We start from the raw sequence: 24,118 nt of genomic DNA on the forward strand, positions 1-24,118 counted from the left end.
GGGCGATAGCGAGGAGGACATGGGTGAGCGCAACCGCCATCGCCCCACGCCTTCATGGCATCCGTGCCCGCCGCCTCGGCGTCCTGTGCGCGCTCTTGGCCGCCGTCCTCGTCGCGGTGGTGCTGAGCATCACGATCGGCTCCAAGTCCGTGCCGCTCACCGACGCCTGGCACGCGCTCACGGCCCCGACCGGCACCGAGAACGACATCGTCATCCGCTCACTCCGCGTCCCCAGGACCGTCCTCGGCATCCTGGCCGGGGTCGCGCTCGGCGTCGCGGGCGCCCTCATGCAGGGCCACACCCGCAACCCGCTCGCCGACCCTGGACTGCTCGGGGTCACGCAGGGGGCGGCGTTCGCGATGGTGGCCTCGATCGTCCTGTTCGGCGCCTCCAGCCTGCTCGTCTACATCTGGTTCGGGCTGGCCGGCGCGCTGGTGGCGAGCGTGGCGGTGTTCGCCCTGGGCATGGTGGGCGGCAGGGGCGGGCCGACGCCGGTCACGCTGGCGCTCGCCGGCACCGCCGTGAGCGCCTTCCTGTACGCCCTGACCTCCGCCATCGTGCTCCTCGACGAGCAGGCCATGGACGTGTTCCGCTTCTGGCAGGCGGGTTCCATCGCCGCCAGGGGCGCCGACGTGGTCTGGCAGGTGCTGCCGTTCATCCTGGTGGGACTGGTGCTGGCGATGATCAACGCCCCCGGGCTGAACGCGCTCTCGCTGGGCGAGGACGTGGCCCGCAGCCTCGGCCAGAACATCGCCATGACCCGGACCATCGGCGTCGCCGCCGTCACCCTGCTGTCAGGCGCGTCGGTCGCCGCGTGCGGCTCGCTGGCGTTCGTCGGGCTGATCGTGCCGCACCTGGCCCGCCCCCTGTCGGGCACCGACCACCGCTGGCTGCTGCCGTACTCGGGGCTGGTCGGCGCGGCGCTGCTGCTGTTCTCCGACGTGATCGGCCGCGTGGTCGCCCCGCCGGGCGAGCTGGAGGTGGGCGTGGTGCTCGCGCTGATCGGCGCGCCGTTCTTCGTCGCCCTCGTCCGCCGCAGGAAGCCCGTACGCCTGTGATGACCACTCTCCCTCTGCGCGTCGGCGGCCTGTCCTGGCAGGTACGCCCGCGCGCCGTCGCCGTGACCCTCACCGGCCTCGTCCTGCTCGCCCTGCTCATGGCCCTGAACATGCGCATCGGAGACCTCCGGATGAGCCTGGCGGAGGTGGTCGCGGGCACGTTCGACGTCAACAGCCCGGCCCACTTCGTCATCATGGAGCTGCGCCTGCCCCGCGCGCTCACCGGCGCCCTGGTCGGCGCCGCGCTCGCGCTGTCGGGCGCCATCATCCAGTCGATCGCGCGCAACCCCCTGGCCAGCCCCGAGATCCTCGGCGTCACCACCGGCGCCTCGGTCACGGTCGTGGCCGGGGTGGTGGCCAGCGGCAGCATGTACGGCGGTGCCAGCGGCCTGCTCTCGACCCTCGGCATCCCGGCCCTGGCCCTGCTCGGCGGCCTGATAGGGGCGGCCATCGTGTACGGCCTGGCCTGGCGGCGCGGACTGGACGGCTACCGGCTCGTCCTGGTCGGCATCGGCGTGGCCGCCGTGTTCACCAACGTCAAGTTCTGGCTCCTGACCGTCGGCGACGTCAACGACACCGGCCGCGCCATGGTCTGGATCAGCGGCTCACTCAACGGCCGCGGCTGGGAGCACGTGACACCCACGGCGCTGGCCCTGATCGTCCTGGTGCCGCTGACCCTGCTCGGCACCCGCTCGCTCGACGCCCTGCGCTTCGGCGACGACACGGTCACCGCGCTCGGCCTCCGCATGAACCTGTCGCGCGCCCTGATGATCCTGGCCGCCGTGCTGCTGGCCGCCGTCGCCACCGCCTCCGCGGGCCCGATCGCGTTCGTGGCGCTGGCCTCGCCGCAGATCGCGCTCCGGCTGGCCCGCTCGGGACAACCGCCGATACTCTGCTCGGCTGTCATCGGCGGCGCGCTCACCACGGCCGCCGACCTGATCGCCAGGACCACGTTCTCCCCGATCGAACTGCCGGTCGGCATCGTCACCGCCGTGCTGGGCGCCCCCTACCTGATCCACCTCATCTGGAGGTCGCGAAAGTGAGACTGCAGGCCGCCGACGTCAAGCTCGGGTACGGCGACCGCCTGGTCGTCGACGGGCTCGACCTGGGCATCGAGGCGGGCACCGTGACCACCATCATCGGCCCGAACGGCTGCGGCAAGTCCACGCTGCTGCGCGCCCTGGGCCGCCTGCTCAAGCCACAGGGCGGCGAGGTGCTGCTGGATGGCAAGCGCATCGACAAGATCCCCACCCGCGAGGTGGCCAAGATCCTCGGCGTGCTCCCCCAGGCGCCCACCGCCCCGGAGGGCCTGACCGTGGCCGACCTGGTGGCCAGGGGACGGCACCCGCACCAGACCTGGTACCGGCAGTGGTCCTCCGACGACGAGGGCGCGGTCGCGGCCGCCCTCGACATGACGGGCCTGGCCGACCTGGCCGAACGGCCGCTGGACGAGCTGTCCGGCGGGCAGCGGCAGCGGGCGTGGATCTCCATGGCCCTGGCCCAGGGCACGGACCTGCTGCTCCTCGACGAGCCCACGACGTTCCTGGACCTGGCGCACCAGGTGGAGGTCCTGGAGCTCGTACGGCACCTGCACCAGGAGGCCGGCCGCACGGTCGTCATGGTCCTGCACGACCTCAACCTGGCCGCCCGCTACGCCGACCGGCTGGTGGCCATGCGCGCCGGCCGGGTCATCGCCTCGGGCACCCCGCACGAGGTGCTGACCGAGGAGCTGCTGCGGGAGGTGTTCGAGCTGGACGCCAAGGTCATCGCCGACCCGGTGGCCGGGACTCCCCTGGTGGTCCCGATCGGGACGCGCTCGCACTCAGGAACACCGCGATCCTGACGATTCACCCTTCGGTGAGCGCCCGCCTGATGTCGGCGTCGTCCGGGGCCAGCTCGGCGGCCCGGAGCAGGTCCTGCCGTGCCTGCCGGGTCAGCCCCGCCTCCCGGTAGGCCAGCGACCTGTTGAACAGCAGCTCCGCCGTCTCCTCCAGCTTGAGCGCCCGCGTCAGGTCGGCCACCGCCGCCTCCTGGTCGCCGCGCTCGAAGGCCAGCTCGGCCCGCCCCGCCCAGGCGGCCACCAGGTCGGGATCCAGCTCCAGCGCCCGGTCGAAGGCCATCCGCGCCTCCGGGTAGCGCATCTCGGCCAGCTCCACCTGCCCGAGCACGCACAGCAGGAAGGGGTCGTGCGGCGCGTGCTCCAGGCCGCGCTCCACGTCCCGCCGGGCGCGTACGTGGTCGCCGGCGGCCGCGTGCAGGCCGCACCGGTTCACGTACGCGGGCGCGAACTCCGGGTCCAGCTCCAGCGTGTGATCCAGGTCCGCGCGGGCGCCTTCGAGGTCACCGGCGGCGTAACGGAGCTCGGCCCGGTTGTAGTACGCCTCGGGGAAGGGTGGGCTGAGCCGCATGACCGTCTCGTAATCGGCCAGCGCCTCCGCCGATCGGCCCAGCTCGTGCAGCAGGTTACCGCGGTCGAGGTAGTGGTCGGGGTAGCCGGGGTCGGTCTCGATGGCCCGCGTGAGGTCGGCCAGCGCCGCCTCCCGCTCCCCCGCCATGGCCAGCAGTTGGCCGCGGTTGGCGTACAGCACCAGCTTGTGCACCGGATGCTCGCCGCGCAGGTGCGTCTCGGCCAGCTCGATGGCCTGGTGCACCAGCTCCGCGGCGGCCTCGCGTCGGCCCCTGCGCAGCTCCACCAGGGCCTTGCCGTTGAGGTCGAACCCCAGGTGGAAGGCCCGCTCCCGGGCGTCGGGCAGCATGGACGTGATCGTGATCGCCTCGTTGATCCAGGCCAGGGCCTGGTCGGGGTCGCGGCGGGCGCGGTCGTGGTGGCGTACGAGGATCATGGCGGTGGCGTAGGCCATGGTGGCGCGGTGTTTGGGGTCGGTGCTCTCGCGCCGGCCCCGGTCGTACAGCTCGCGGGCCTCGTCCTCGCGCCCGATGGCCTCCAGCGCCGCCGCGACCCGCTGCAGGAGCCGCTGCCAGTGCTCAGGATCGTCCTCGTACGCCAGCCCGCGCAGCGTCTCCAGACCCGACTCGGCCATGGCGTGGTGGAAACCCTCGTCGCGGTAGCGATCGAAGTCGGCGTGCAGCGGCCCGGTGCCGGGCGCCGACGGGCCCTCCTCGATCCGCAGGAGACCGGGCTTGAGCCTGCGCCGCAGCACGGTCACCAGCTCCGCGTCGGTGGGATCGGCCTCGCCGGCGTTCCCGACGATCAGGGTGAGCGGCCCGGAACGAGTCAGGTGGTCACGGACGAACTCGGCCAGCCCGTTGGCGATCCTGAGGCTGCGGCGGGCACCGGGCACGAGGATGCGCTGCCCCCTGGGCAGCTCGTCGGCCAGCGAACGCCGCCGGGCGGGCACGGACGCGCGCAGCTCCGGCGCGGCCGTCCGGATCTCGATGTCGTGGGCGGCGACCAGGTCCGGCCAGCGCCCGAGCGCGACCGGCACCAACCGGGCGAGGAGCCCGGCGCCGAGGGTGTAGGGGCCGCCGATGCGGCGGTCCGCGTCGAGGATGATCGTGTCCACGCGCTGCCTCTTCCGTCCGGCACGGCCGGCGTCCGGCGGGACGCCGGCCCAGGCTGCTTGGGCCAGGCTGCTAGGGCCAGGCTGCTAGGGAATGTGCCTCGGCGCAGCGGCGGCGATCGGCTTCACGGTGCCTGGCCTGTGGACGACGATCTTCTTCATGGCGTCCTTTCACGTGCATTGCGGACCCGGGCCATCAATGATGACCGGAACATGGCAACACAACAGAAAGTGACGGATCAAGACCTATCTGGTAACGGGCAGTGTCGCGCCGATTACGGTGCGACCGTAAACGGGATCACTCACCCAGGATGGCGTCCACGAACACCTCGGGATCGAACGGCGCCAGGTCGTCGGACCCCTCGCCCAGCCCCGCGAGCTTGACCGGAACCCCCAGCTCCCGCTGCACCGAGATCACGATGCCGCCCTTGGCGGTGCCGTCGAGCTTGGTCAGCGCGATGCCGGTGATGTTGACCACCTCGGCGAACACCTGGGCCTGGCGCATGCCGTTCTGACCGGTGGTGGCGTCGAGGACGAGCAGCACCTCGTCGACCGTGGCCTTCTTCTCGATGACCCGCTTGACCTTGCCCAGCTCGTCCATCAGGCCGGTCTTGGTGTGCAGGCGGCCGGCCGTGTCGATGATGACCACGTCGACCTTCTGGTCGATGCCCTTGACGACGGCGTCGAAGGCCACGGAGGCCGGGTCGCCGCCCTCGGGGCCGCGCACGGTCTCGGCGCCCACCCGCTCGCCCCAGGTCTGGAGCTGGTCGGCGGCGGCGGCGCGGAAGGTGTCGGCGGCGCCGAGCACGACGTGCTTGCCGTCGCCGATGAGGACGCGGGCGAGCTTGCCGGTGGTGGTGGTCTTGCCGGTGCCGTTGACGCCCACGACGAGCACGACCGCGGGCCGCTCGCCGTGCTTCTGGACGTGCAGCGTGCGGTCGAGATCGGGGTTGATCTGCGCCAGGAGCTGCTCGCGCAGCAGGTTGCGCACCTCGGCGGGGGTGCGGCTGCCCAGCACCTTGACCTTGGTGCGCAGCTCCTCGACGATCGCCTGCGTCGGCGCGACGCCGACGTCGGCCGTGATCAGGCGCTCCTCGATCTCGTCCCACACCTCGTCGTCGAGGCGGTCGCGGGAGAGCAGTTCGAGCAGCCCGCGCCCGAGCGCGCTCTGCGAGCGGGCCAGCCGCTCGCGCAGCCGCACCATCCGGCCCGCGGACGGCGGCGGAACCTCGACCTCGGGCTCCTTGACGAGCGGCTCGGCGGGCTTGACCGGCGGCGGCAGCGTGGTGGTCGCGCCCTCGCCCTCCTCGTCCGCCGCGGCGGGCCGCTTCTCCGTCTCCTCGGGAAGCGTGGGGGCCTCGGGCGGCTTGACCGGCGGGGCCTTGCGACCCGGCCTGAACAGCAGGAAGAGACCGCCGGCCGCCAGCAGGGCGACGACGGCCACGATCACGATGACGCCGAGATAACCATCCACAAGATGTCAGTTTTCCAGATCGACCCGTATGGTCACGCCCAGGGCCACACCGATCAGGCCGATTCGCGCTCTCTTAGCCGCTGGCTGACCACCTGTGTCACGCCGTCACCGCGCATCGACACGCCGTAGAGCGCGTCGGCGATCTCCATCGTGCGCTTGTTGTGGGTGATCACGATGAGCTGTGAGCTCTGCCTCAGCTCCTCGAACAACCTCAGCAGCCGCTGCGTGTTCGTGTCGTCGAGCGCGGCCTCGACCTCGTCCATCACGTAGAACGGCGACGGCCGCGCCTTGAAGATCGAGATCAGGAACGCCACCGCGGTCAGCGACCGCTCCCCGCCCGACAGCAGCGACAGCCGCTTGACCTTCTTGCCCGGCGGCCTGGCCTCGACCTCGATGCCGGTGGTCAGCATGTCGGAGGGGTCGGTGAGGATCAGCCGGCCGTCGCCGCCGGGGAAGACCCTGGTGAAGATCTGCTCGAACTCGCGGGCCACGTCCTCGTACGCCGAGGCGAACATCTGCTCCACCCGGTCGTCGACCTCCTTGACCACGGTCATCAGGTCGCGCCGGGTCTTCTTGAGGTCTTCGAGCTGGGAGTTGAGGAAGGCGTGCCGCTCCTCCAGCGCCGCGAACTCCTCCAGGGCGAGCGGGTTGACCTTGCCGAGCTGGTTCATCTGCCGCTCGGCGGCCTTGGCCCGCTTCTCCTGCTCCTCGCGCACGTACGGCACCGGCGGGTCTCCCGGAACCGTCGCCTCGGGCCCGTATTCGGAGAGCAGCGTCTCGACCTCGACGCCATATTCCTCCAGCGCCCGCTCCTCCATCTGCTCCAGCCGCAGCCGCTGCTCGGTCCTGGCCACCTCGCTGCCGTGCACCCGGTTGACCAGCTTGTCGAGCTCCTGGCCCAGCTCGCGGACGCGCAGGCGTACCTGCTTGAGCTCGGCGTCGATCGCCACCCTGGCCAGGTCGGCCTCGTCGCGCTCCCTGGCGGCGAGCTGGACGGACGTCGCGAGCGCCCTGAGCACCTGCTTGGCGCCCTTGCTGACGGCCTCGGCGACGGCGGCCTGCCGCCTGCGCCTGGCGCGCGCGGCGGCGGCCTGCGCGCGTTCGTCGCGCTCCCGCCTGGCGGCCCTGAGCAGGCCGTCGGCCCGCCCCTCGACGCCCTTGACGCGCTCCTCCGCGGTGCGCACCTGCAGGCGGGTCTCCATCTCGCGCTGCCTGGCGGCCTCGCAGGCGCTCGCCAGGTCGTCGCGGAGGTCGGTGGTGGGCTCGGACTCCAGCTCCTGCGCGTATTCGGCCTCGGCCAGCCGGATCTCCAGCTCGGCCAGCTCCTCCAGCCCTTCGGTACGGGCCTCCTCGGCCTTGGTGACGCTCACGGCGAGCCGCTCGGCCTCGTCGCGGGCCGCGTTGGCGGCGGCCTCAAGCTGGGCCAGCCGCCTGGCCGCGGCGGCGTTGCGCTGGTCGGCCTCCCGCTGGCGGCCCCTGACCTGGTCGAGCGTGCCCTGGGCGGCGCTCACGCCGGCCTGGGCGGTGGTGACGGCGGTCTGGGCCTCGCTGACGTGGGCCTGCGCGGCCTCCAGCGCCGCCTGGGCGGACTGCTCCAGGGCGATCGCCTCGTCCATCCCTTCGGCGGTCGCCTCGGCCTTGGCCTCCGCCTCCTCCAGGTCTCTGACGGCCTGGTCGAACGCGGCCCTGACCTGCAGCACCGAGGTGCCGCCCGCCGAGCCGCCGCTCGTCAGGTGCGCCCCGACCAGGTCACCCGCCGTCGTGACGGCCCGCAGGTGGGGGTGGCTCTCGACGACCGTGCGCGCGGTGTCCAGATCGTCCACCACGACGACGCCCGCCAGCACGTGATCGAGGGCCTGCCTCAGGTGGTCGGGCACCGTGACCAGGTCGGCCGCCCAGCGCCCGCCGCCGGGAGCCGCCCCGCCCGGGCGCTCCGCCGGCTCGTCGGCGCCGAGCGCCACCAGGAGGGTCGCCTGGCCCGCGTCCCGGGTGCGGAGCAGGTCGATGGCCTCCACGGCGGTGTCCAGGGTCTTGACCGCGATCGCCTCCGCGACGGGACCCAGCACGGCCGCGACCGCCGGCTCGGCCCCCGGCGTGACCCGCATCGAGGCCGCCAGCGGGCCCAGCACCCCGGCCAGGTCCGCGTCCAGCAGCGCGGCGCCGCCGTCGCCCTTGGCCAGGCCCAGCTCCAGGGCGTCGCGCCGGGCGGCCAGGGCCGCGACCGCGCGCTGGGCCTCCTGGTCGGCCGCGCGGGCGCCGCCGACGCCGGCCTTGGCGGACTGCAGCGCGGCGCGCGGCGCGTCGAGGCCGGACTTGGCCTCCTCGGCGACCGCTCTGGCTTCGTCGGCGACCGCCCTGGCCTCCTCGACCACGGCCTGCGCGGTGGCCAGCTCTTCGGCGAGCACCGGATCGACGGCGGGCTCCTCCAGCCGCTGCGTCTCCAGGTCCTGCCTGGCCTGCCGCTCGCGCTCGCCCGCGTCGGCCACGGCCTGCCGCAGGCGCCCGATCTCGTCTTCGGCGGCCTTGGCGCGGCTGCGTACGGAACCCACCTGGCCGCTCAGCTTGGCCAGCCCCTCGCGGCGGTCGGCGGCGGCCCTGGCGGCCATCGCGAGCCGCTGCTCCTCGGCGCTCAGCTCGCCCTCAGACTCGGCCCGCTGCTGGACGGCGTCCTCCAGCAGCTCCTGCGCCTGCTCCAGCTCGGCCCGCAGGATCAGCTCCTGCTCGCGCGCCTCGGCGGCCTCGCGTTCGAGATCTTCGGGGTCGCGGCCCCTGCGCTCGATGGAGGCGGCGTCGACGGCGTGCCGGTGGCGCTCGGCGGCGAGCTGCTCCAGGCCGGTGATGCGCTCACGCAGGGAGGAGAGCCTGAAGTAGGTCTCCTGCGCGGCCGTCAGCCGCGGCTGGGCCTCGGCCTCGGCGCTCTCCAGCGCGGCCTCGCGCTGCTGCCCCTCGGCCAGCTCGGTCTCCACCTGGTGGCGCCTGGCCGTGATCGCGGCCTCGTCGGCGGCCTCGCGCTCCAGCGTCGTCCGCAGGATGCACACGTCGTCGGCCAGCAGCCGCAGCCTGGCGTCACGCAGGTCGGCCTGGATGACGGCGGCCTTGCGGGCGATCTCGGCCTGGCGGCCCAGCGGCTTGAGCTGGCGGCGCAGCTCGGTGGCGAGGTCTTGGACGCGGGTCAGGTTGGCCTGCATGGCGTCGAGCTTGCGCAGCGCCTTTTCCTTGCGCTTGCGGTGCTTGAGCACGCCGGCGGCCTCTTCGATGAACGCCCGACGGTCTTCTGGCCCCGCGTGCAGCACGGCGTCGAGCTGGCCCTGGCCGACGATCACGTGCATCTCGCGGCCGATGCCGGAGTCGGACAGCAGCTCCTGGATGTCGAGCAGGCGGCAGGTGTCGCCGTTGATGGCGTATTCGCTCTGCCCCGACCTGAACATCAGCCGGCTGATCGTGACCTCGGTGTAGTCGATCGGCAGCGCGCCGTCGGTGTTGTCGATGGTCAGCGTCACCTCGGCGCGGCCGAGCGGCGGCCGGGAGGAGGTGCCGGCGAAGATGACGTCCTCCATCTTGCCGCCGCGCAGCGACTTGGCGCTGTGTTCGCCCATGACCCAGGCCAGGGCGTCGACGACGTTGGACTTTCCGGAGCCGTTGGGGCCGACGACGCAGGTGATGCCCGGTTCGAAACGCAGGGCGGTCGCGGAGGCGAAGGACTTGAAGCCGCGCAGGGTGAGGGTCTTCAAATACAAGCGCGGCCCCCTTCTCCTGAACGGACTTCCGCAAGAGCCTACTGGTCCTTACTGCCCCACGTGGGCACGTGCAGTCGGCACCACGCCGAACAGGGCAAAGGAAGCTTTCCGTAAAGGGGAAAATAACAAGGGACGCCTCTCCGAGACGTCCCTGGGGTCTAGCGCTCCGATCACTCTCAGGTGAGTGCCGGCTCGCGCTCCTGCATGCGACTTAGCGCTTCTTCGCGGGTTTGCGCTGCAAGAGCGTCGTTGGTGGCCTGAAGTCGGATGAGTTCTGCCTCCAGGTCCCGGATACGCTGCTGCAGGCGGCGCATTTCGGAGACCATTCGAGGGTCAGGACCGCCGACGTGGCCGAGTAGAGCCTTCGCCATGGTAAAGGGTCCTCCACGCTGAGTGACCAGACTGGTTCGCGCACTTCTATTCCGCGGGAGGGGTGCGCGTGGTACCTAACAAGAGTCGCACCGGCAGTGTGGGCGGTCAAGTCGAACGAACCGCTGAGCCCCACTGGTAGGCACTCCCGACATACAACTATACCCTATTTGGGCGGTTTGACGAAAGGGACTACCGCTCCACAAACCCGCCCAAACTACCTCGGGGTTCGCTCCAGCGTTCTACTACTCCATCCACTCTGCCCGGCGTGTCGCAACCTTTGAGCAGCTCCAGCAGCTTGACGCACGCCTCGCGTGATCCCTCCGCGACCACCTCCACCCGGCCGTCCGCGGTGTTGCGCGCCCACCCCGCGAGACCGAGCTCCAGGGCACGCGCCCGGGTCCACCATCGGAAGCCCACACCCTGGACCCTGCCCCGTACCCAGGCCGTCACGCGGGTGTTCTCCGTCATTTCATCTCCTGCTCACGCCACCAGGGCTTTCTCCACCGCCGCCTGACCGGCCGCCGCCTCGTTGAAGGCCAGGATGGCGGCCGTCTCCGCGGATCGCACCCAGGCCAGGCCGAAGATGGAGGCGGGCAGCCCGGCGACGGGAACGAAGCTGATGTCCGGACGGACGTGCTGGGCCGCCGTGGGCGTGCAGAACAGCATGCCGCCCCGGTCGAGCGCCACCTGCGTCAGGCCCTCCTGGGTGGTGGCCACCCTACCGGCGCTGGATATGGACCGTCCGGAAGGGGTTACGGACGGTGCGATTCGCTCGTGCCACGAGCGCGGGGCCGGCCCGTCCAGCCCGATCAGCGGTACGGACGCCAGCTCCTCGACGCCGATGCCCGCCCGGCCGGCCAGCGGGTGCCGGACGGACAGGCCGAGCTGATGGGAGACGGAGTTCAGGGCCTCGCCCGTCGCCAGGTCGGGCTCGTCGATCGGCAGCAGCGTGAACGCGATGTCCACCTGACCGGCGCGCAGCTTGCCGAAGGGGTCGGACAGGGGGATCTCCACCAGCTCGGCCTCGGCGCCGGGATTGAGGCGCTCGAAGGCGCGTACGCTGCCCGTGACGACGTCGGTCGGCGTGGCCAGGAACCCGACCCTGATCGCCCCCGTCACCTCGCGGGCCGCCGCCTTGGCCCTGCTCACGGCGCCGGCCAGGCCGTCGTAGGAGGGCCGCAGGTCGGCCAGGAAACGTTCGCCGAGTGGCGTGAGGCGTACGCGCCTGCTGGTCCGGTTGAAGAGCCGGCCGCCGATCCTGGTCTCCAGCGAGCGCATGAGCTGGCTCACCCGCCCCGGCGACAGGTAGAGCCGGTCGGCCGTCCGCGCGAAGTGCAGCTCCTCGCTCAGCACGATGAAGCACTCCAGCTCCCTGAATTCCATCCCCACCTCCGGCGCATCGCTTAGCCCACCTAAACCAAGCCTTCGGCCTTCGTCATTGTTCCCGCCACCGGTCCGGCCGGAGGCTGAACGACATGACGACCATGACCGACATTTCCACCGCCACACCGGCGCGCTGGCTCGCCGTGACCTCGGTCGCGGTGGGCACCTTCACCATCGTGACCAGCGAGATGCTGCCCGTCGGCCTGCTGACCTCGATCGCCGCCGACCTCGGCGTCTCGGCGGGGACGGCGGGCCTGACCATGTCCGCCCCCGGGCTGGTCGCCGCGGTCTCCGCGCCCGTACTGGCACTGACCGCGCGCCGCCTGGACCGGCGCGTCATCCTGCTCGGGCTGATGGCGTTGCTGGCGGTGGCGAACCTGGCGGCCGCGCTCGCCCCGAACCACCCCGTCATGCTGGCCGCCCGGGTGCTGACCGGGGTGAGCATCGGCGGTTTCTGGGCCTTCGCGGCGGGCCTGGGGACGCGGCTTGTGCCCGGGCCGTCCGTGGGGCGGGCCACGTCGATCATCTTGGCCGGGGTGTCGGTGGCGTCGGTGCTGGGGGTGCCGGCGGCGACGTTCGTCTCGTCGTTCGCGGGGTGGCGCAGCGCGTTCGCGGCCATGGGGGTGGTGGCGCTGGCCCTGCTCGTGCTGCTGGCGGTGACGCTGCCGCCCCTCCCTGGCCCTTCTGAGGAGCGCCCGGGCCCTGTGGCAGGGTCGGGGCAGGCCGGGCGCTTCGCGTGGCTCTCAGGGCCGCTCAAGGTCGTGCTCGTGCTGACCGTCCTGATCGTCTCCGGCCACTTCGCCGCCTACACCTACCTCCGCCCGTTCCTGGAGCAGGTCTCACACGCCGGTCCCGCCCTGGTCGGCACGGCACTCCTGCTGTACGGGGCCGCGGGCGTGGCGGGCAACTTCGCGGCCGGCGCGCGGGCGGCGCGGAACCCCCGGGCCGTCCTGATGATCCTGGCCGGGCTCATGGCGGTGGCCACGGCGGCGCTGCCGCTGGTCGGGCTGCCCCTGGCCGTGCTCGTGGTGTGGGGCCTCGGCTACGGCGGCGTCGGGGTGACCCTGCAGCTCTGGATCATGCGCTCGGGCGGCGGTGAGCTGGGCACGGCGCTGTTCGTCGGCGCCTTCAACGTCTCCATCGCGCTCGGCTCGTTCGCCGGCGGCCGGATCGTGGACGGCGTGTCGATCACCGCGGTGATGTGGCTGGGCGCCGGGCTGGCGGTGCTCAGCGCGGCTGTCGCTGGCATTTGGGGCAGGAGTACGACGACCGGTTCATGAACGCCTCACGCCTGATCGCGCTGCCGCAGCGGGAACAGGGCAGGTCACGGCGGCCGTAGACCTCCAGCGAGCGCTCGAAGTAGCCGCTCTCGCCGTTGACGTTCACGTACAGGCTGTCGAACGAGGTGCCGCCCTGTCGCAGGGCGGCGCCCATGACCGTGCGCACGGCCGTGAGCAGTTCGGCCACCTTGGGACGGGTGAGCGTGTGCGTGGCACGGGTCCAGTGCAGCCGCGCGATCCACAGGGCCTCGTCGGCGTAGATGTTGCCGACGCCGCTGATCAGGGACTGGTCGAGCAGCGCCCGCTTGATCTCGGTCCGCTTGGCCCTGAGCCTGCGGGTGAACTCGGCCTCGTCGAACGCCGCCTCGAACGGGTCGGGGGCGATGTGCGCGATCGGTGCCGGCACGCCGTCCACCAGGGTGGTGAGCATCACGTGGCCGAACGTGCGCTGGTCGACGAAGCGCAGGTCGGGGCCGCCGTCCTCGAAGCGGAGGAGAACCCGGAGGTGCTTCTCCAGCGGCGAGTCCTGGTCGACCACAAGGAGCTGGCCGCTCATGCCCAGGTGGGCGAGGAGGGCCTCGTCGTCGCCCGACAGCGGGAGCCACAGATATTTGCCGCGGCGCTCCGCCGACAGCACCGTGCGGCCCTTGAGGCGCGCGGTGAACTCGTCGGCGCCGGGGACGTGGCGCCTGATGGCGCGGGGGTGCAGCACTTCGGCCGAGGCGATCTCGCGGCCGAGCACCCATTGCGCGAGGCCGCGCCTGACGACCTCGACCTCCGGCAACTCAGGCACTTCGGACCTCGTTCTCTGAACGCTCAGGCAACCTAAATCTCACCTTTTGGACAACACCGGAAGGCCCGTCCCGGCTTCCCGGCGTCGGATCGCCTTGACCCGCTTCGGGCCGTTCCGGGGTCGGTGTGACGGCGTCGGCCTCAGCCTGCGGGCTGGCTCTCGCGCTGCTCCCTGCGGGCCCTGATCCGGGTCCACGCCGCCTCGGCCGCCTGCTGCTCGGCCTCCTTCTTGCTGCGGCCGGTGCCCGAGCCGTAGGACTCGCCGCCGACCCGCACCATGGCCGTGAACGACTTGGCGTGGTCGGGGCCACTCTCCTCGACGTGGTATTCGGGCACGCCGAGCGCCTCGGAGGCGGTGAGCTCCTGCAGCGAGGTCTTCCAGTCGAGCCCGGCGCCGAGCGAGGCCGAGCGCACGATCAGCGGGTCGAACAGCAGGTGGACGACCCGGAACGCCTCGTCGAGGCCCTTGTCGACGTAGATCGCGCCGATCAGCGCCTCAAGGGTGTCGGCCAGGATGGAGGACTTGTCGCGCCCGCCCGTGCCCTCCTCGCCCCTGCCCAGCCGCAGGAAGCGGCCCAGGCCGAGACCTCTGGCCACGTCGGCCAGCGCCCGCATGTTGACGACCGCGGCGCGCAGCTTCGCGAGCTGGCCTTCCGGCAGGTCGGGGTGGTTGCGGTAGAGGGTGTCGGTGACCACCAGGCCCAGCACCGAGTCGCCGAGGAACTCCAGGCGCTCGTTGGTGGGCAGGCCGCCGTTCTCGTACGCGTAGGAGCGGTGCGTCAGCGCCCGCTCGAGAATGTCGGAGTCCAGGCCGACCGCCAGAACCCGCTCCAGCTCGTCTTTGGCGACCTCGACGGCCACCGGCTTAGGACCTGCGCCCACGTGCTTCCTCCTCGGACATCTTCACATGGCGCGTCGGCTGCGAATGATGCCCGAAAACGTGGTGGGCGTCGGGGTAACGCGTAGCCCCGGCGTCCACCACGGCCGCGGGCGAACCGCCGCCGCACGCTTCTGAGACGGTAACGCCGACCGAGGCACAATTGCACCCGGTCGGCATCACGTCAACTGCTGAATGAGAAACCCCTCGCCGTGGATCCGGCGGGCTTCCCGCCAGCCGGATCAGGCGGACGGCTCGATGACCTGACGACGGTTGTAGGTGCCGCAGGTGGGGCACGCGATGTGCGGCTGCTTGGGCGAACGGCACTGCGGGCAGCTCACCAGGGCGACAGCAGTCGTCTTCCACTGGGAGCGACGGGCGCGGGTGTTGCTCCGCGACATCTTTCGCTTCGGGACGGCCACGTCACTTCTCCTGATCGTTATCTTTGTCGGAAATCAGACCTTGCAACGACGCCCAGCGAGCGTCGATCTTCTCGTGCCGGTGATCGTCGCCGGCCTCGGCCAGCTTGACCCCGCACTCCACGCAGAGCCCTTCGCATTCCTCGCGGCACACGGGACTCAGCGGCAGTGCGAGCACCACCGCGTCGCGGAACGTCGGCTCGAGGTCGAACAGCTCACCGTCGAGCAGCGAATCCTCCTCCGAGGCGTCCTCGTCGGAGTAGAAGAACAGCTCCTGCAGGTCGACCTCGATCTCCGAGGTGACCGGGTCAAGACACCGCGCGCACTCCCCGGCGAGCGGGGTCTGCGCCGTGCCTGTGACGAGCACGCCTTCCATCACTGCTTCAAGCCGGAGATCCAGCTCGACTTCGGCGTCCTTGGGGACACCGATCATGTCGACGCCGAGATCCGCCGGTGCCGGGAGGGACAGGGTCATCCGCCGCATCGTCCCGGGCCGCTTTCCCAGATCGTGAGTGGAGATCACCCAAGGGGAGCGGGGGTCGAGGTGCTGAGTCATCCTGCTCTCGCTAGGCATGGCGAAAACGATCGCCGTCGTACAAGGCCGAAATGAAAGGATAGCAGGTCGCGCTCAGCCCCTGAGCCGCTCTATGAGCAGCTTGTGGACCAGGTCGGGCACCAAACCCGAGACGTCCCCGCCATATCGGGCGATCTCCTTCACCCTGGACGAGGACAGGAACGAGTATTCGGGGTTCGTGGGCATGAACAGCGTCTCGACCCCCGACAAACGGTAGTTGAGCTGCGCCATCTGCAACTCGTAGTCGAAGTCGCTGACCACCCTGATGCCCTTGACGATGGCGGGGATGTCGTTCTGTCTGCAGAAGTCGACCAGCAGGCCGTGGAACTTCCGCACCTTCACCTGCGGATACTCCTTGGTCACGGTCTGCAGGATGTCAATCCGTTCGTCCACCGTGAACAGGCTGCTTTTCTCGACGTTGATGAGAACGGCCACGGTCACCTCGTCGTACAGCCGCGCTGCGCGGCCGATGATGTCGAGATGTCCATTGGTGATGGGGTCGAACGACCCCGGGCAGACTACGCGGCGCAAGACGCCTCCCAGGTCTACGGGTTCCCGGCGGCGCGACCGTACCAAACGGATGCTTCGCCATAACGACGGACCCTCTCCTCAACGTACCCTTCAGGCCACATCAGGGGCTTTCCCCTGCTTTCCCTCTCGAATGCCACCAACGCCTCACCAACCAGCCAGCCGTTGTCGCGCAGGAGCCCCAGAACGTGTTCGACCTCACCGTCGGAGACGGCGTAGGGCGGGTCCGCGAACACGATGTCGTACGGCTGATCAGGCGTTTTGGCGAGCAGGCGCTCGACCTTGTCGGCCACCACGAGGGCGCCGCCGAGGCCGAGCTCCCGTACGTTGGCCTTGATCGTGCGCACGGCCTTGGGGTCGGACTCGACGAGCGCGGCCTCGGCCGCTCCCCGCGACAGGGCCTCCAGGCCGATGGCCCCGGAACCGGCGTACAGGTCGAGGAGCCGGGCGTCGTGGAGTCCGTACAGGGAGTCGAGGGTCAAGAAGATCCCTTCTCGTGCCCTGTCGCTGGTCGGCCTCGTTCCGCGCCCCGGCGGCACGGCCAAACGCCGCCCACCGGCCGTGCCTGCGATGATCCGCGTCATGTGACCCATTGTTCCGCATGTTCACGCAGGTCAAGAGTGGACAAGTGTCTGCCTTGAGTGCGCAAGGGTGATTGGCATCGGGCGGCGGGGCGCACATGATGAGTCTGCGGCCTTCAAGGTGACCCACGTGAAGGCCGACCGGCGTGATCGTGAGCCCTTCCGCACGCCGGTTCCCTCGGCACCTGACCCGAGGGTGGGCCCAGCCGGGGACGGCATTCGGGGGGAGGCCGTCCCCGCGGCTGGGATCTTTGTCTCTTACGCGCCGCACTCCGGCTGAGAGCCTTTTCCATCCGCTGCGCGCCGCGCTCCGGCCGAGCCTTTCCATCCGTTACGCGCCGCCGTGGCCCGCCACCCGCCGCACTCCGGCTGAGGGCCCTCCAGGAAACGGCCTCTGACCCTTCACCGGCTGAGCACCGCTACGCGAGCCCTCAGCTGACCTTTTACGTCTTTTCCAGGTATTCCGCTCGTTCGTCCGCCAGGAGCCTGTTGATCTCCGCGCTCAGGCCCTCATGGGACGTCAGGTCCGGGTCCTCCCTCAGGAGGGCCGCCGCCTCTTCCCGGGCGGTGGCGATGACGTCCTCGTCTCTGAGGAGTTGCAGGAGCTTCAGGGACGAGCGCTTGCCCGACTGGGCGGCGCCCAGGACGTCGCCTTCGCGGCGTTGCTCCAGGTCCACCCGCGACAGCTCGAAGCCGTCCAGGGTCGCCGCCACCGCGTCCAGGCGGGCGCGGGCGGGGGTGCCCTCCGAGAAGTCCGAGACCAGAAGGCACAGGCCGGGCAGGCCGCCCCGGCCGACGCGGCCTCTGAGCTGGTGGAGCTGGGAGACGCCGAAGCGGTCGGCGTCCATGATGATCATGACGGAGGAGTTGGGGACGTCGACGCCCACCTCGATGACCGTCGTGGCCACCAGGACGTCGAGCTCGCCGCGCGTGAACGAGCGCATGATCGCGTCCTTCTCCTCCGGCGGCAGCTTGCCGTGCAGCGTGCCGACGCGCAGGTCGTGGAAGGGGCCCTCTCTCAGCAGCTCGGCCACGTCCAGGACGGCGAGCGGCGGGCGGCGGTCGTCGTCCTTGGTCACCGCGGCCAGGTCGCCCTCGTCGCCTTCGAGGTCGCCGATGCGGGGGCAGACGATGTAGGCCTGCCGGCCGAGACCCACCTCCTCCCTGACTCGCTGCCAGGTGCGCTCCAGGTAGTGGGGCTTCTCGGCGGCCGGGACGACGTGGGTGGTGATGGGGGCGCGGCCCGACGGGAGCTGGGACAACGTCGAGACCTCCAGGTCGCCGAAGACCGTCATGGCGACCGTACGAGGAATGGGGGTGGCCGTCATGACCAGGACATGCGGCCGGCCACCGCCGCCCTTCTCACGCAGGGCGTCGCGCTGCTCCACCCCGAACCGGTGCTGCTCGTCCACCACGACCAGCCCCAGGTCGGCGAACTGGACGTGCTCCTGCAGCAGCGCATGGGTGCCGACGACGATGCCCGCCGTGCCGGAGGCCGCGTCGAGCAGGGCCACGCGGCGGGCGGCCGCGCCCATCGAACCGGTCAGCAGCGTGACCGCCGTGCCCCCGAACATGCCGCCCTGCGCCAGGTCGCCCAGCATGTTGCCGATCGAGCGGTGATGCTGCTGGGCCAGCACCTCCGTGGGCGCCAGCAGCACCGCCTGGCCGCCCGCGTCGACCACCTGCAGCATGGCCCGCAGCGCCACCACCGTCTTGCCCGCGCCGACCTCGCCCTGCAGCAGCCGGTGCATCGGGTGTTCGAGCGCCAGGTCGGCGGCGATCTCCTCGCCCACCGTCGCCTGCCCCTCGGTCAGCGAGAACGGCAGCCGCGTGTCGAAGTCGGCCAGCATCCCGTCGTCGCGCCTCGGCCGGGCCTTGGCGGGCCAGGCGGTGGCGGCCTGACGCCGCTGGAGCAGCACCGACTGCAGCACGAACGCCTCGTCGAACTTCAGCCGCTTGCGCGCCCGCCCCATCTCGGCGAAGTCCTTCGGCCGGTGGATGCCCTCCAGCGCCTCACCGAGATCCTGCAGACCGTGGCGGGCCCGCAGGCCGGCGGGCAGCGGGTCGTCGAGGGGGCCGAGCGTGTCGAGCACCACGCCGATCGCGCGCCTGATCACCCACGGCGTGAGGTCCTTGCCCGCCGGATAGATCGGCACCGGGGCGGCCGCGAACTCCTCCGCGCCGTCCTCGCTCTCCTCGAACAGCTCGAACTCGGGGTGCGAGAGCTGCCAGCGCGGCTTGGCCCGCGCCCCGAACAGCCCCACCTTGCCCGCGAACATGCCCCGCCGGCCCGGCTTGAGACGCGACTCGGCGACGTGGGAGCCCTTGCCGAAGAACGCCAGATAGATCTTGTTGCCGTTGCCGTCGACGACCTCGGCCTCCAGCCAGGTGCCGCCCCGGTTGCGCATGGGTTTGCGCATGGCTCTGGTCACCTCGCCCACCACGGTGACGTGCTCGTCGACCTCCAGCGCGTCGAGCGAGGTCAGCTCGCCGCGCTCGGCGTAGCGGCGCGGGTAGTGGCGCAGCAGGTCGCCGACCGTCTCCAGGTCGAGCACAGAGTGCAGGAGCTTGGCGGTCTTCGGGTCGAGCGCCTTCGTCAGGGGCTCGTCGAAACGGCTCACGGCAATAAGTTCTACCGCCTGCGGCCGACAGGAATCCCGCCGAGACACATCTCGCGGCCTTTCCGGCCCGCGTTCACTCCACGCCGATCAGGCTGGGGCTTCCCGGCCGTGTTCACTCCACGCCGATCAGGAGCGGGTAGCCGCCCTGTTCGCCGTCGTACACGGCCAGGTCCACGTCGGGGCGCGTACGTACCAGATGCTCCTCGACGTGGGCGGCCAGGCCGTCCGGGGCCAGGGCGCCCGTGACCAGCGTGACCAGTTCGCCGCCGCCCGCCACCATCCGGTCCACGACCAGGACCGCCACGCTTTCGACCGAGCCACCGATCACCGCCACGTCGCCGTCGATCATGCCCAGGACGTCTCCGGGCCGGCACACCCCGGCGCTCGTGAACGCCTCCCGGTCGGCCACCGTCACGTGCCCGTACCGCGTGTGCCCGGCCGCGTCCGTCATCGCCACCACGTCGTCGTCGAAGCGCCGCAGCGGGTCGTGCACGGCCAGCGCCGCCAGCCCCTGCACGGTCGCCTTCGTGGGCAGCACGCTGACCACCACGCCGTCCTCGCGGGCGACCTCCGCCGCGGCGGCGGCGACCGACCTGACGCCCTCGTCATTGGGCAGGACCGCGACCTCGTTGCCCGCCTGCCTGATGGCGGCGAGCAGGGCGGGGAGGGCGGGGCGGGTGCCGGGCTCACGGCGTACGACGACCGCGCCGCACTCCTCGAACAGCGCCGCGATGCCCGCACCCGCGGCCACCGCCACCACGCCCCGGCCCGCGCTGCCCCGATGGGTGCGCTCCGCCAGATACGTGATCTTGATCCGGTGCGGCCGCCCGGCCCGCAGCCCGGCCTCCACGGCGGGACCCGCCTCGGCCACGTGGACGTGCACGTTCCACAGGCCGTCGCCGCCGACCACGACCAGCGAGTCGCCCATCGCGTCGAGCTCCGCCCGCAGCCCGGCCACCGCCCGGTCATCGGCGTCCAGCAGGTACATCACCTCGTAGCCCGCCCCCACCTCCGTCATCGGCGACACCCGCGCGGTCGGCGGCGGCACGTCGTAATGAGCTATGTGGGCGCCGGTGACCACCGCGGCCAGGGTCTCCAGCACGATCGCCGCGCCCGCGCCGCCCGCGTCCACCACGCCGCTGCGGGCCAGCACCTCAAGCTGGTCAGGGGTACGGCGCAGCGCCGCCCGCGCCTCCCCCGCCGCCTGCCGCGCCACCTCCGGCAGGTCGCCGTCCACCTCCTGCACCGCCCGCGCCGCCGACTCCAGCACGCTCAGCACCGTGCCCTCGACCGGCCTGGCCACCGCCTCCCTGGCCAGCAGGGCCGCCCTGAGCAGCCCGGCGCGCAGGTCGGGGCCATCCTTGAGCACTTCGGCGAGGCCGCGCAGCGCCTGGCTGACGATCACCCCGGAGTTGCCGCGCGCGCCCACCAGGGCCCCGTACGAGAGCGTCTGCCACACCACGGCCGCGTCGACGTCCTCGGGCAGCGACTCGACCGCCTCGGCCGCGGACAACATCGTCAGGTGCAGGTTGGTGCCGGTGTCACCGTCGGCGACCGGGAACACGTTGAGCGCGTCGATCTCCGTCCTGGCCTGGCCGAGCGCGTCGGCCGCCAGGCGGGCCCAGCGTCGCACGGCGGGTGGATCGAGGATCTTCATCTGCGCCCTCCGACTTCGTCCCCGATCAACCGGCTCCGACCGACCTCCCGGTCCGGATGCGCTACCGTTGTTGGAGGAGAATATCCCTGCCCGGGTCTCGGTCCAGCTGCGCTGGTTCGCGTCCATCGGGGTGGATCGGATATTCTCGTCTGGCTGGCCGGTTGTCCCGGCATGCCCACCGCCCGGAAAGCATCAGCGGACAGGGCTATATCGACTGTTTAAAGGAGCGATACCGTGGCTTCCGTCTGCGATGTCTGCCGCAAGGGGCCGACCTTCGGCAACAACGTGTCCCACTCTCACCGCCGCACCCGCCGTCGTTGGAACCCCAACATCCAGACGGTTCGCGCGGTCATCGGTGGCACGCCGAAGAAGCTGAACGTGTGCACCTCGTGCATCAAGGCGGGCAAGGTCTCCCGCTAAGTTCCCACTTCCGCGTAAGCCCGTCGCTCCACCCGGAGTGACGGGCTTACGCCATCTTGGAGACCTTGCTGCCCGGCTCGGCCTGCCCGGCTCGGTCCTCAAGGGCCTTCGCCTCCTGAGGCCCCGCCGGCCCCGAGGTCCCTCCGTTTCGGCCTCGCAGCCCTCATGGAGCCCGCCTTCCGGGGCCTCAGAGGGCGTCTCAGGGGATCGGTGTCGGAATCGCACCAATGGGGGCCGCTTTGGGGTCAGCGGCGGGGAGGGGCGGGATCAGCGCCAGCGCCAGGCGTGGTCCACTGGGCCGATGCCGCCGCCCAGGGGGAAGCCGCGGGCGATCGCGCCCGTCACATAGTCCTTGGCGCCGCCCACCGCCGCCGGTACGTCATCGCCCAGCGCCAGGCGGGAGGCGATCGCGGAGGCCAGGGTGCAGCCGGTGCCGTGGGTGTGCCGGTTGTCCAGGCGTTCGGCGGCGTAGCGGTATTCGTTGGTGCCGTCCGTGAGCAGGTCGATCGGCGCCCCGGGCAGGTGGCCGCCCTTGATCAGCGCCCACCTGGGCCCCAGCTCCAGGACGGCATCCGCCGCCCTCCTGAGCCCGCTCTCGTCCTCCACCTTCACCGAGGTGAGCTGCTCGACCTCCCACAGGTTCGGCGTCACCACGGTGGCCACGGGCAGCAGCCGCGTCCGCATCGTCTCCACGGCCTCGGGCGCCAGCAGCGAATCGCCGTGCTTGGACACCCCGACCGGGTCCACGACCAGGGGCGCGGCGTAACCGGCGAGCACCTCGGCGACCGTCTCCACCAGCGCGGGCGAGGCCAGCATGCCGGTCTTCACCGCCTGTGCCCCGATGTCGCCGAGCACGGAGTCGAGCTGCGCCCGCACGGCCTCGGGCGGCAGCTCCCAGTAGCCCTGGACGCCGAGCGAGTTTTGCGCCGTGACGGCGGCGATCACGCTCATGCCATGGACGCCCATGGCCAGCATGGTCTTCAGGTCGGCCTGGATGCCCGCACCGCCGCCGGAGTCGGAGCCGGCGACGGTGAGCACGCGTGGAGGGGTCGAAACCGTCATGCCCCCATCCAACCACTCAGCTGACGGCGCACTCCCCGCTGACCAGCCCGCAGTTCTGCGCCTTGGAGCCCTGCCCGGTGGCCGTGAACGAGACGTCGACCGACCCCCCGGCCGCCAGCGACTCCGACAGGTCCAGGATCAGCAGGTCGCCGTCCTGGGTCCATTCGGCGCCGTCCACGTCCATCACCTTGCCGTCGACCGGCACGGAGATCGTCGGACTCGCCAGCTCCTGCTGGGAGGTGTTCGAGAGCTGCAAGTCGGCCTTGTAGGTGGTCAGGCGCTGCGTGATCTTCTGCTGGACGTTCACCGAGCCCCCGCTGGGGCCCGACTCTAACGTGCCGGTGGGGTCGGGGATGACCGTCGGCGGGACGCCGGTGTCGGAGTCGTCGATGGTCGACGCCTCCGGGCTCGGCGACTCCGTGACCTCCTCTTCGGCCAGCGGCTCGTCCGTCGGCTCCTTCGTCGGCTTCGCGGACGCCTTCACCTTGGTCCTGGTGGGCGTCGGCGTGGCCGAGGTGGTGCGGCGCGGGGTCCGCACGCTGTACGAGGCCGTGGGCGTCGGAGTCACCGAGGGCTCGGTCTTCTCCTCCTCCGTCGGCTCCTCCTCCGGCGCGGCCTCCGACTCCTCCTCGACGGGCTCCTCCGAGGGATCGGGGGCCTGCTGGGAGCTGGGAGCCTGTACGGCGGCGCAGGACGTACCTTGGCACTTGGCGGCTTCGCCCGACGAGCTCATGAACTTGACGCCCGCCACGGTGCCGCCCAAGACGACGGCCACGGCCGCGACCGAGAGCAGCGCGACGCGGCCCTTGCCGCCGCCCACGGGCGCGGCGAGCACGTCGTCGTCTCCGCCACCGCCGCCACGCCCGCCCTTGCGGCGGCCGCGACGGCCCTTGGGCTCGTCGGCGTCGGTGTCGGACGACCAGCCGGAGTCGAGGAAGCCGGTCTCGGCGTTCGCCCAGGCCGGGGCCTGCTGAACGGCCGTCGGCTCGCCGGCCACCTTGATGTCGCCCGGCTCCGGCGGTCCGGCGGGCGCGTCGAATCTGGCGGTACGGTCCGAGGGCCCGTCGAAGGGCTCACGAGAATCGCCCTGTACGCCGAACGGCCCGGACCCGTCGAAGGGCCCCGGTCCGTCGAAAGGCCCAGGACGGTCACCCGGTCCGGGTCCAGGACGATCGAAAGGTCCCGGTCCATCGAAAGGTCCCGGACGGTCGGCCGGCCCGTTGAAGGCTCCTGGACGATCCCCAGGTCCGTTGAAGGCTCCCGGGCGATCCCCAGGTCCGTCGAACCCGCCGGCGTCGTCGAAGGAGTCCGGCCGGTCGAAGAAGGCGGTCTGGTTCAACGGGCCATCGAAGGGACCCGGCTGTCCCAGGCCACCCGGCGCGTCAGGCGTCGGCCGCCCATCCGGGCCGAGCGTCCTGCCTGGGCCTGGCATCCCGCCAGGCCCACCAGGCCCGCCAGGGCCGGACATGCCGCCGGGGCCACCGGGACCGGGCATGCCACCAGGACCACCAGGACCCGGCATACCGCCAGGCCCACCGGGACCACCGGGACCGGGCATGCCACCGGGGCCGCCAGGACCACCGGGGCCGGGCATGCCGCCAGGGCCGCCGAAGACGGCCGTCTGGTCGGGTGGACCGTTGAAGGGGCCACTGGCAGGGCCAGGGCCGTCAAAGGGGCCCGAGCCGGGCGAAGGGTCCCACTCGGGCGGGCGGGCGAAGGCGCCCGTCGTCTCGAACGGAGCCGCCTCCTCACCTCTCCGCCC

At 71.5% G+C, this 24,118-nt stretch carries 21 protein-coding genes; 5 read left to right on the plus strand and 16 right to left on the minus strand.

Annotation, left to right across the window (positions count from 1 at the left end):
• The first annotated feature begins 23 nt into the window (after window positions 1-23).
• The 3 genes from C4V41_RS28520 to C4V41_RS28530 are packed head-to-tail and all read left to right on the plus strand — an operon-like array spanning window position 24 to window position 2,901.
• Window positions 24-1,058, plus strand: a complete 1,035-nt coding sequence (locus C4V41_RS28520; RefSeq protein ID WP_235030437.1) for a FecCD family ABC transporter permease — start codon at window positions 24-26, stop codon at window positions 1,056-1,058.
• Window positions 1,058-2,101 (plus strand): FecCD family ABC transporter permease, encoded by a 1,044-nt coding sequence (locus C4V41_RS28525; protein ID WP_103959032.1) that lies wholly within the window; start codon window positions 1,058-1,060, stop codon window positions 2,099-2,101. The genes C4V41_RS28520 and C4V41_RS28525 overlap by 1 nt, the downstream gene beginning before the upstream one ends.
• A complete protein-coding gene (locus tag C4V41_RS28530) occupies window positions 2,098-2,901 on the plus strand; it encodes an ABC transporter ATP-binding protein (RefSeq protein ID WP_160150415.1) in 804 nt (267 codons plus the stop codon). Before C4V41_RS28525 ends, C4V41_RS28530 begins: the two co-directional genes overlap by 4 nt.
• A gap of 4 nt (window positions 2,902-2,905) precedes the next feature.
• Here C4V41_RS28530 and C4V41_RS28535 read toward each other — a convergent pair whose 3' ends face one another.
• The 6 genes from C4V41_RS28535 to C4V41_RS28560 form a co-directional block, all read right to left on the minus strand.
• A complete protein-coding gene (locus C4V41_RS28535) occupies window positions 2,906-4,582 on the minus strand; it encodes a tetratricopeptide repeat protein (protein ID WP_103959034.1) in 1,677 nt (558 codons plus the stop codon).
• Between the two features lie 295 nt (window positions 4,583-4,877).
• Window positions 4,878-6,053: a signal recognition particle-docking protein FtsY gene (ftsY, locus tag C4V41_RS28540; protein WP_103959035.1), complete on the minus strand. Its 1,176-nt coding sequence runs from the start codon at window positions 6,051-6,053 to the stop codon at window positions 4,878-4,880.
• A 53-nt stretch (window positions 6,054-6,106) separates the two neighbouring features.
• Entirely contained in the window at window positions 6,107-9,790 is a 3,684-nt protein-coding gene (gene smc, locus C4V41_RS28545; RefSeq protein ID WP_103959036.1) for a chromosome segregation protein SMC, read from the minus strand.
• Between the two features lie 176 nt (window positions 9,791-9,966).
• On the minus strand, window positions 9,967-10,161 hold the full coding sequence (locus C4V41_RS28550) for a hypothetical protein (RefSeq protein WP_103959037.1): 195 nt from the start codon (window positions 10,159-10,161) through the stop codon (window positions 9,967-9,969).
• A 190-nt stretch (window positions 10,162-10,351) separates the two neighbouring features.
• On the minus strand, window positions 10,352-10,630 hold the full coding sequence (locus C4V41_RS28555; RefSeq protein ID WP_103959038.1) for an acylphosphatase: 279 nt from the start codon (window positions 10,628-10,630) through the stop codon (window positions 10,352-10,354).
• Between the two features lie 12 nt (window positions 10,631-10,642).
• Window positions 10,643-11,545, minus strand: a complete 903-nt coding sequence (locus C4V41_RS28560) for a LysR family transcriptional regulator (RefSeq protein ID WP_103959039.1) — start codon at window positions 11,543-11,545, stop codon at window positions 10,643-10,645.
• A 92-nt stretch (window positions 11,546-11,637) separates the two neighbouring features.
• Here C4V41_RS28560 and C4V41_RS28565 point away from each other — a divergent pair, with 92 nt between their 5' ends.
• On the plus strand, window positions 11,638-12,825 hold the full coding sequence (locus C4V41_RS28565; RefSeq protein ID WP_103959040.1) for an MFS transporter: 1,188 nt from the start codon (window positions 11,638-11,640) through the stop codon (window positions 12,823-12,825).
• Here C4V41_RS28565 and mutM read toward each other — a convergent pair.
• The 8 genes from mutM to C4V41_RS28605 form a co-directional block, all read right to left on the minus strand.
• Window positions 12,773-13,618: a bifunctional DNA-formamidopyrimidine glycosylase/DNA-(apurinic or apyrimidinic site) lyase gene (gene mutM, locus C4V41_RS28570; RefSeq protein WP_103959041.1), complete on the minus strand. Its 846-nt coding sequence runs from the start codon at window positions 13,616-13,618 to the stop codon at window positions 12,773-12,775. The two genes, C4V41_RS28565 and mutM, sit on opposite strands and share 53 nt — an antisense overlap.
• A gap of 140 nt (window positions 13,619-13,758) precedes the next feature.
• Window positions 13,759-14,478 carry a ribonuclease III gene (gene rnc / locus C4V41_RS28575; protein WP_103959042.1) on the minus strand — a complete coding sequence of 240 codons (720 nt, stop codon included), beginning with the start codon at window positions 14,476-14,478 and terminating at the stop codon, window positions 13,759-13,761.
• Between the two features lie 258 nt (window positions 14,479-14,736).
• A complete protein-coding gene (rpmF, locus tag C4V41_RS28580; RefSeq protein ID WP_033409409.1) occupies window positions 14,737-14,916 on the minus strand; it encodes a 50S ribosomal protein L32 in 180 nt (59 codons plus the stop codon).
• Window position 14,917: 1 nt separating this feature from the next.
• Window positions 14,918-15,487 (minus strand): YceD family protein, encoded by a 570-nt coding sequence (locus tag C4V41_RS28585; RefSeq protein ID WP_103959043.1) that lies wholly within the window; start codon window positions 15,485-15,487, stop codon window positions 14,918-14,920.
• Window positions 15,488-15,541: 54 nt separating this feature from the next.
• The gene (gene coaD / locus C4V41_RS28590; protein ID WP_103959044.1) at window positions 15,542-16,018 is read right to left on the minus strand and encodes a pantetheine-phosphate adenylyltransferase; all 477 of its coding nucleotides are present in this window, start codon (window positions 16,016-16,018) and stop codon (window positions 15,542-15,544) included.
• A gap of 14 nt (window positions 16,019-16,032) precedes the next feature.
• The gene (gene rsmD, locus C4V41_RS28595; protein ID WP_103959045.1) at window positions 16,033-16,599 is read right to left on the minus strand and encodes a 16S rRNA (guanine(966)-N(2))-methyltransferase RsmD; all 567 of its coding nucleotides are present in this window, start codon (window positions 16,597-16,599) and stop codon (window positions 16,033-16,035) included.
• Window positions 16,600-17,039: 440 nt separating this feature from the next.
• Window positions 17,040-19,217: an ATP-dependent DNA helicase RecG gene (gene recG / locus C4V41_RS28600; RefSeq protein WP_103959046.1), complete on the minus strand. Its 2,178-nt coding sequence runs from the start codon at window positions 19,215-19,217 to the stop codon at window positions 17,040-17,042.
• Window positions 19,218-19,329: 112 nt separating this feature from the next.
• Entirely contained in the window at window positions 19,330-20,874 is a 1,545-nt protein-coding gene (locus tag C4V41_RS28605) for a DAK2 domain-containing protein (RefSeq protein WP_103959047.1), read from the minus strand.
• Window positions 20,875-21,108: 234 nt separating this feature from the next.
• On the opposite strand from C4V41_RS28605, the gene rpmB reads away from it, so the two are divergent.
• Window positions 21,109-21,294, plus strand: coding sequence for a 50S ribosomal protein L28 (gene rpmB, locus C4V41_RS28610; RefSeq protein ID WP_103959048.1), 186 nt, complete (start codon window positions 21,109-21,111; stop codon window positions 21,292-21,294).
• Between the two features lie 267 nt (window positions 21,295-21,561).
• Here the strand turns inward: rpmB and thiD are convergent, their stop codons facing one another.
• Window positions 21,562-22,356, minus strand: a complete 795-nt coding sequence (thiD, locus tag C4V41_RS28615; protein WP_103959049.1) for a bifunctional hydroxymethylpyrimidine kinase/phosphomethylpyrimidine kinase — start codon at window positions 22,354-22,356, stop codon at window positions 21,562-21,564.
• Window positions 22,357-22,372: 16 nt separating this feature from the next.
• Window positions 22,373-23,695, minus strand: coding sequence for a hypothetical protein (locus tag C4V41_RS62040; RefSeq protein WP_160150416.1), 1,323 nt, complete (start codon window positions 23,693-23,695; stop codon window positions 22,373-22,375).
• Window positions 23,696-24,118 lie beyond the last annotated feature (423 nt).

The sequence above is a fragment of the Nonomuraea solani genome, from assembly GCF_900108335.1.
GTDB classification, from domain to species: Bacteria; Actinomycetota; Actinomycetes; order Streptosporangiales; family Streptosporangiaceae; genus Nonomuraea; species Nonomuraea solani.

Excerpts from the sequence above, each read along its gene's own strand:
- thiD (WP_103959049.1), bottom strand. The coding sequence starts at position 22,356 with ATGACGGTTTCGACCCCTCCACGCGTGCTCACCGTCGCCGGCTCCGAC.
- C4V41_RS28565 (WP_103959040.1), top strand. The coding sequence starts at position 11,638 with ATGACGACCATGACCGACATTTCCACCGCCACACCGGCGCGCTGGCTC.
- C4V41_RS28525 (WP_103959032.1), top strand. The coding sequence starts at position 1,058 with ATGACCACTCTCCCTCTGCGCGTCGGCGGCCTGTCCTGGCAGGTACGC.
- rsmD (WP_103959045.1), bottom strand. The coding sequence starts at position 16,599 with ATGACGCGGATCATCGCAGGCACGGCCGGTGGGCGGCGTTTGGCCGTG.
- C4V41_RS28560 (WP_103959039.1), bottom strand. The coding sequence starts at position 11,545 with ATGGAATTCAGGGAGCTGGAGTGCTTCATCGTGCTGAGCGAGGAGCTG.
- C4V41_RS28585 (WP_103959043.1), bottom strand. The coding sequence starts at position 15,487 with ATGCCTAGCGAGAGCAGGATGACTCAGCACCTCGACCCCCGCTCCCCT.
- C4V41_RS28555 (WP_103959038.1), bottom strand. The coding sequence starts at position 10,630 with ATGACGGAGAACACCCGCGTGACGGCCTGGGTACGGGGCAGGGTCCAG.
- C4V41_RS28550 (WP_103959037.1), bottom strand. The coding sequence starts at position 10,161 with ATGGCGAAGGCTCTACTCGGCCACGTCGGCGGTCCTGACCCTCGAATG.
- C4V41_RS28605 (WP_103959047.1), bottom strand. The coding sequence starts at position 20,874 with ATGAAGATCCTCGATCCACCCGCCGTGCGACGCTGGGCCCGCCTGGCG.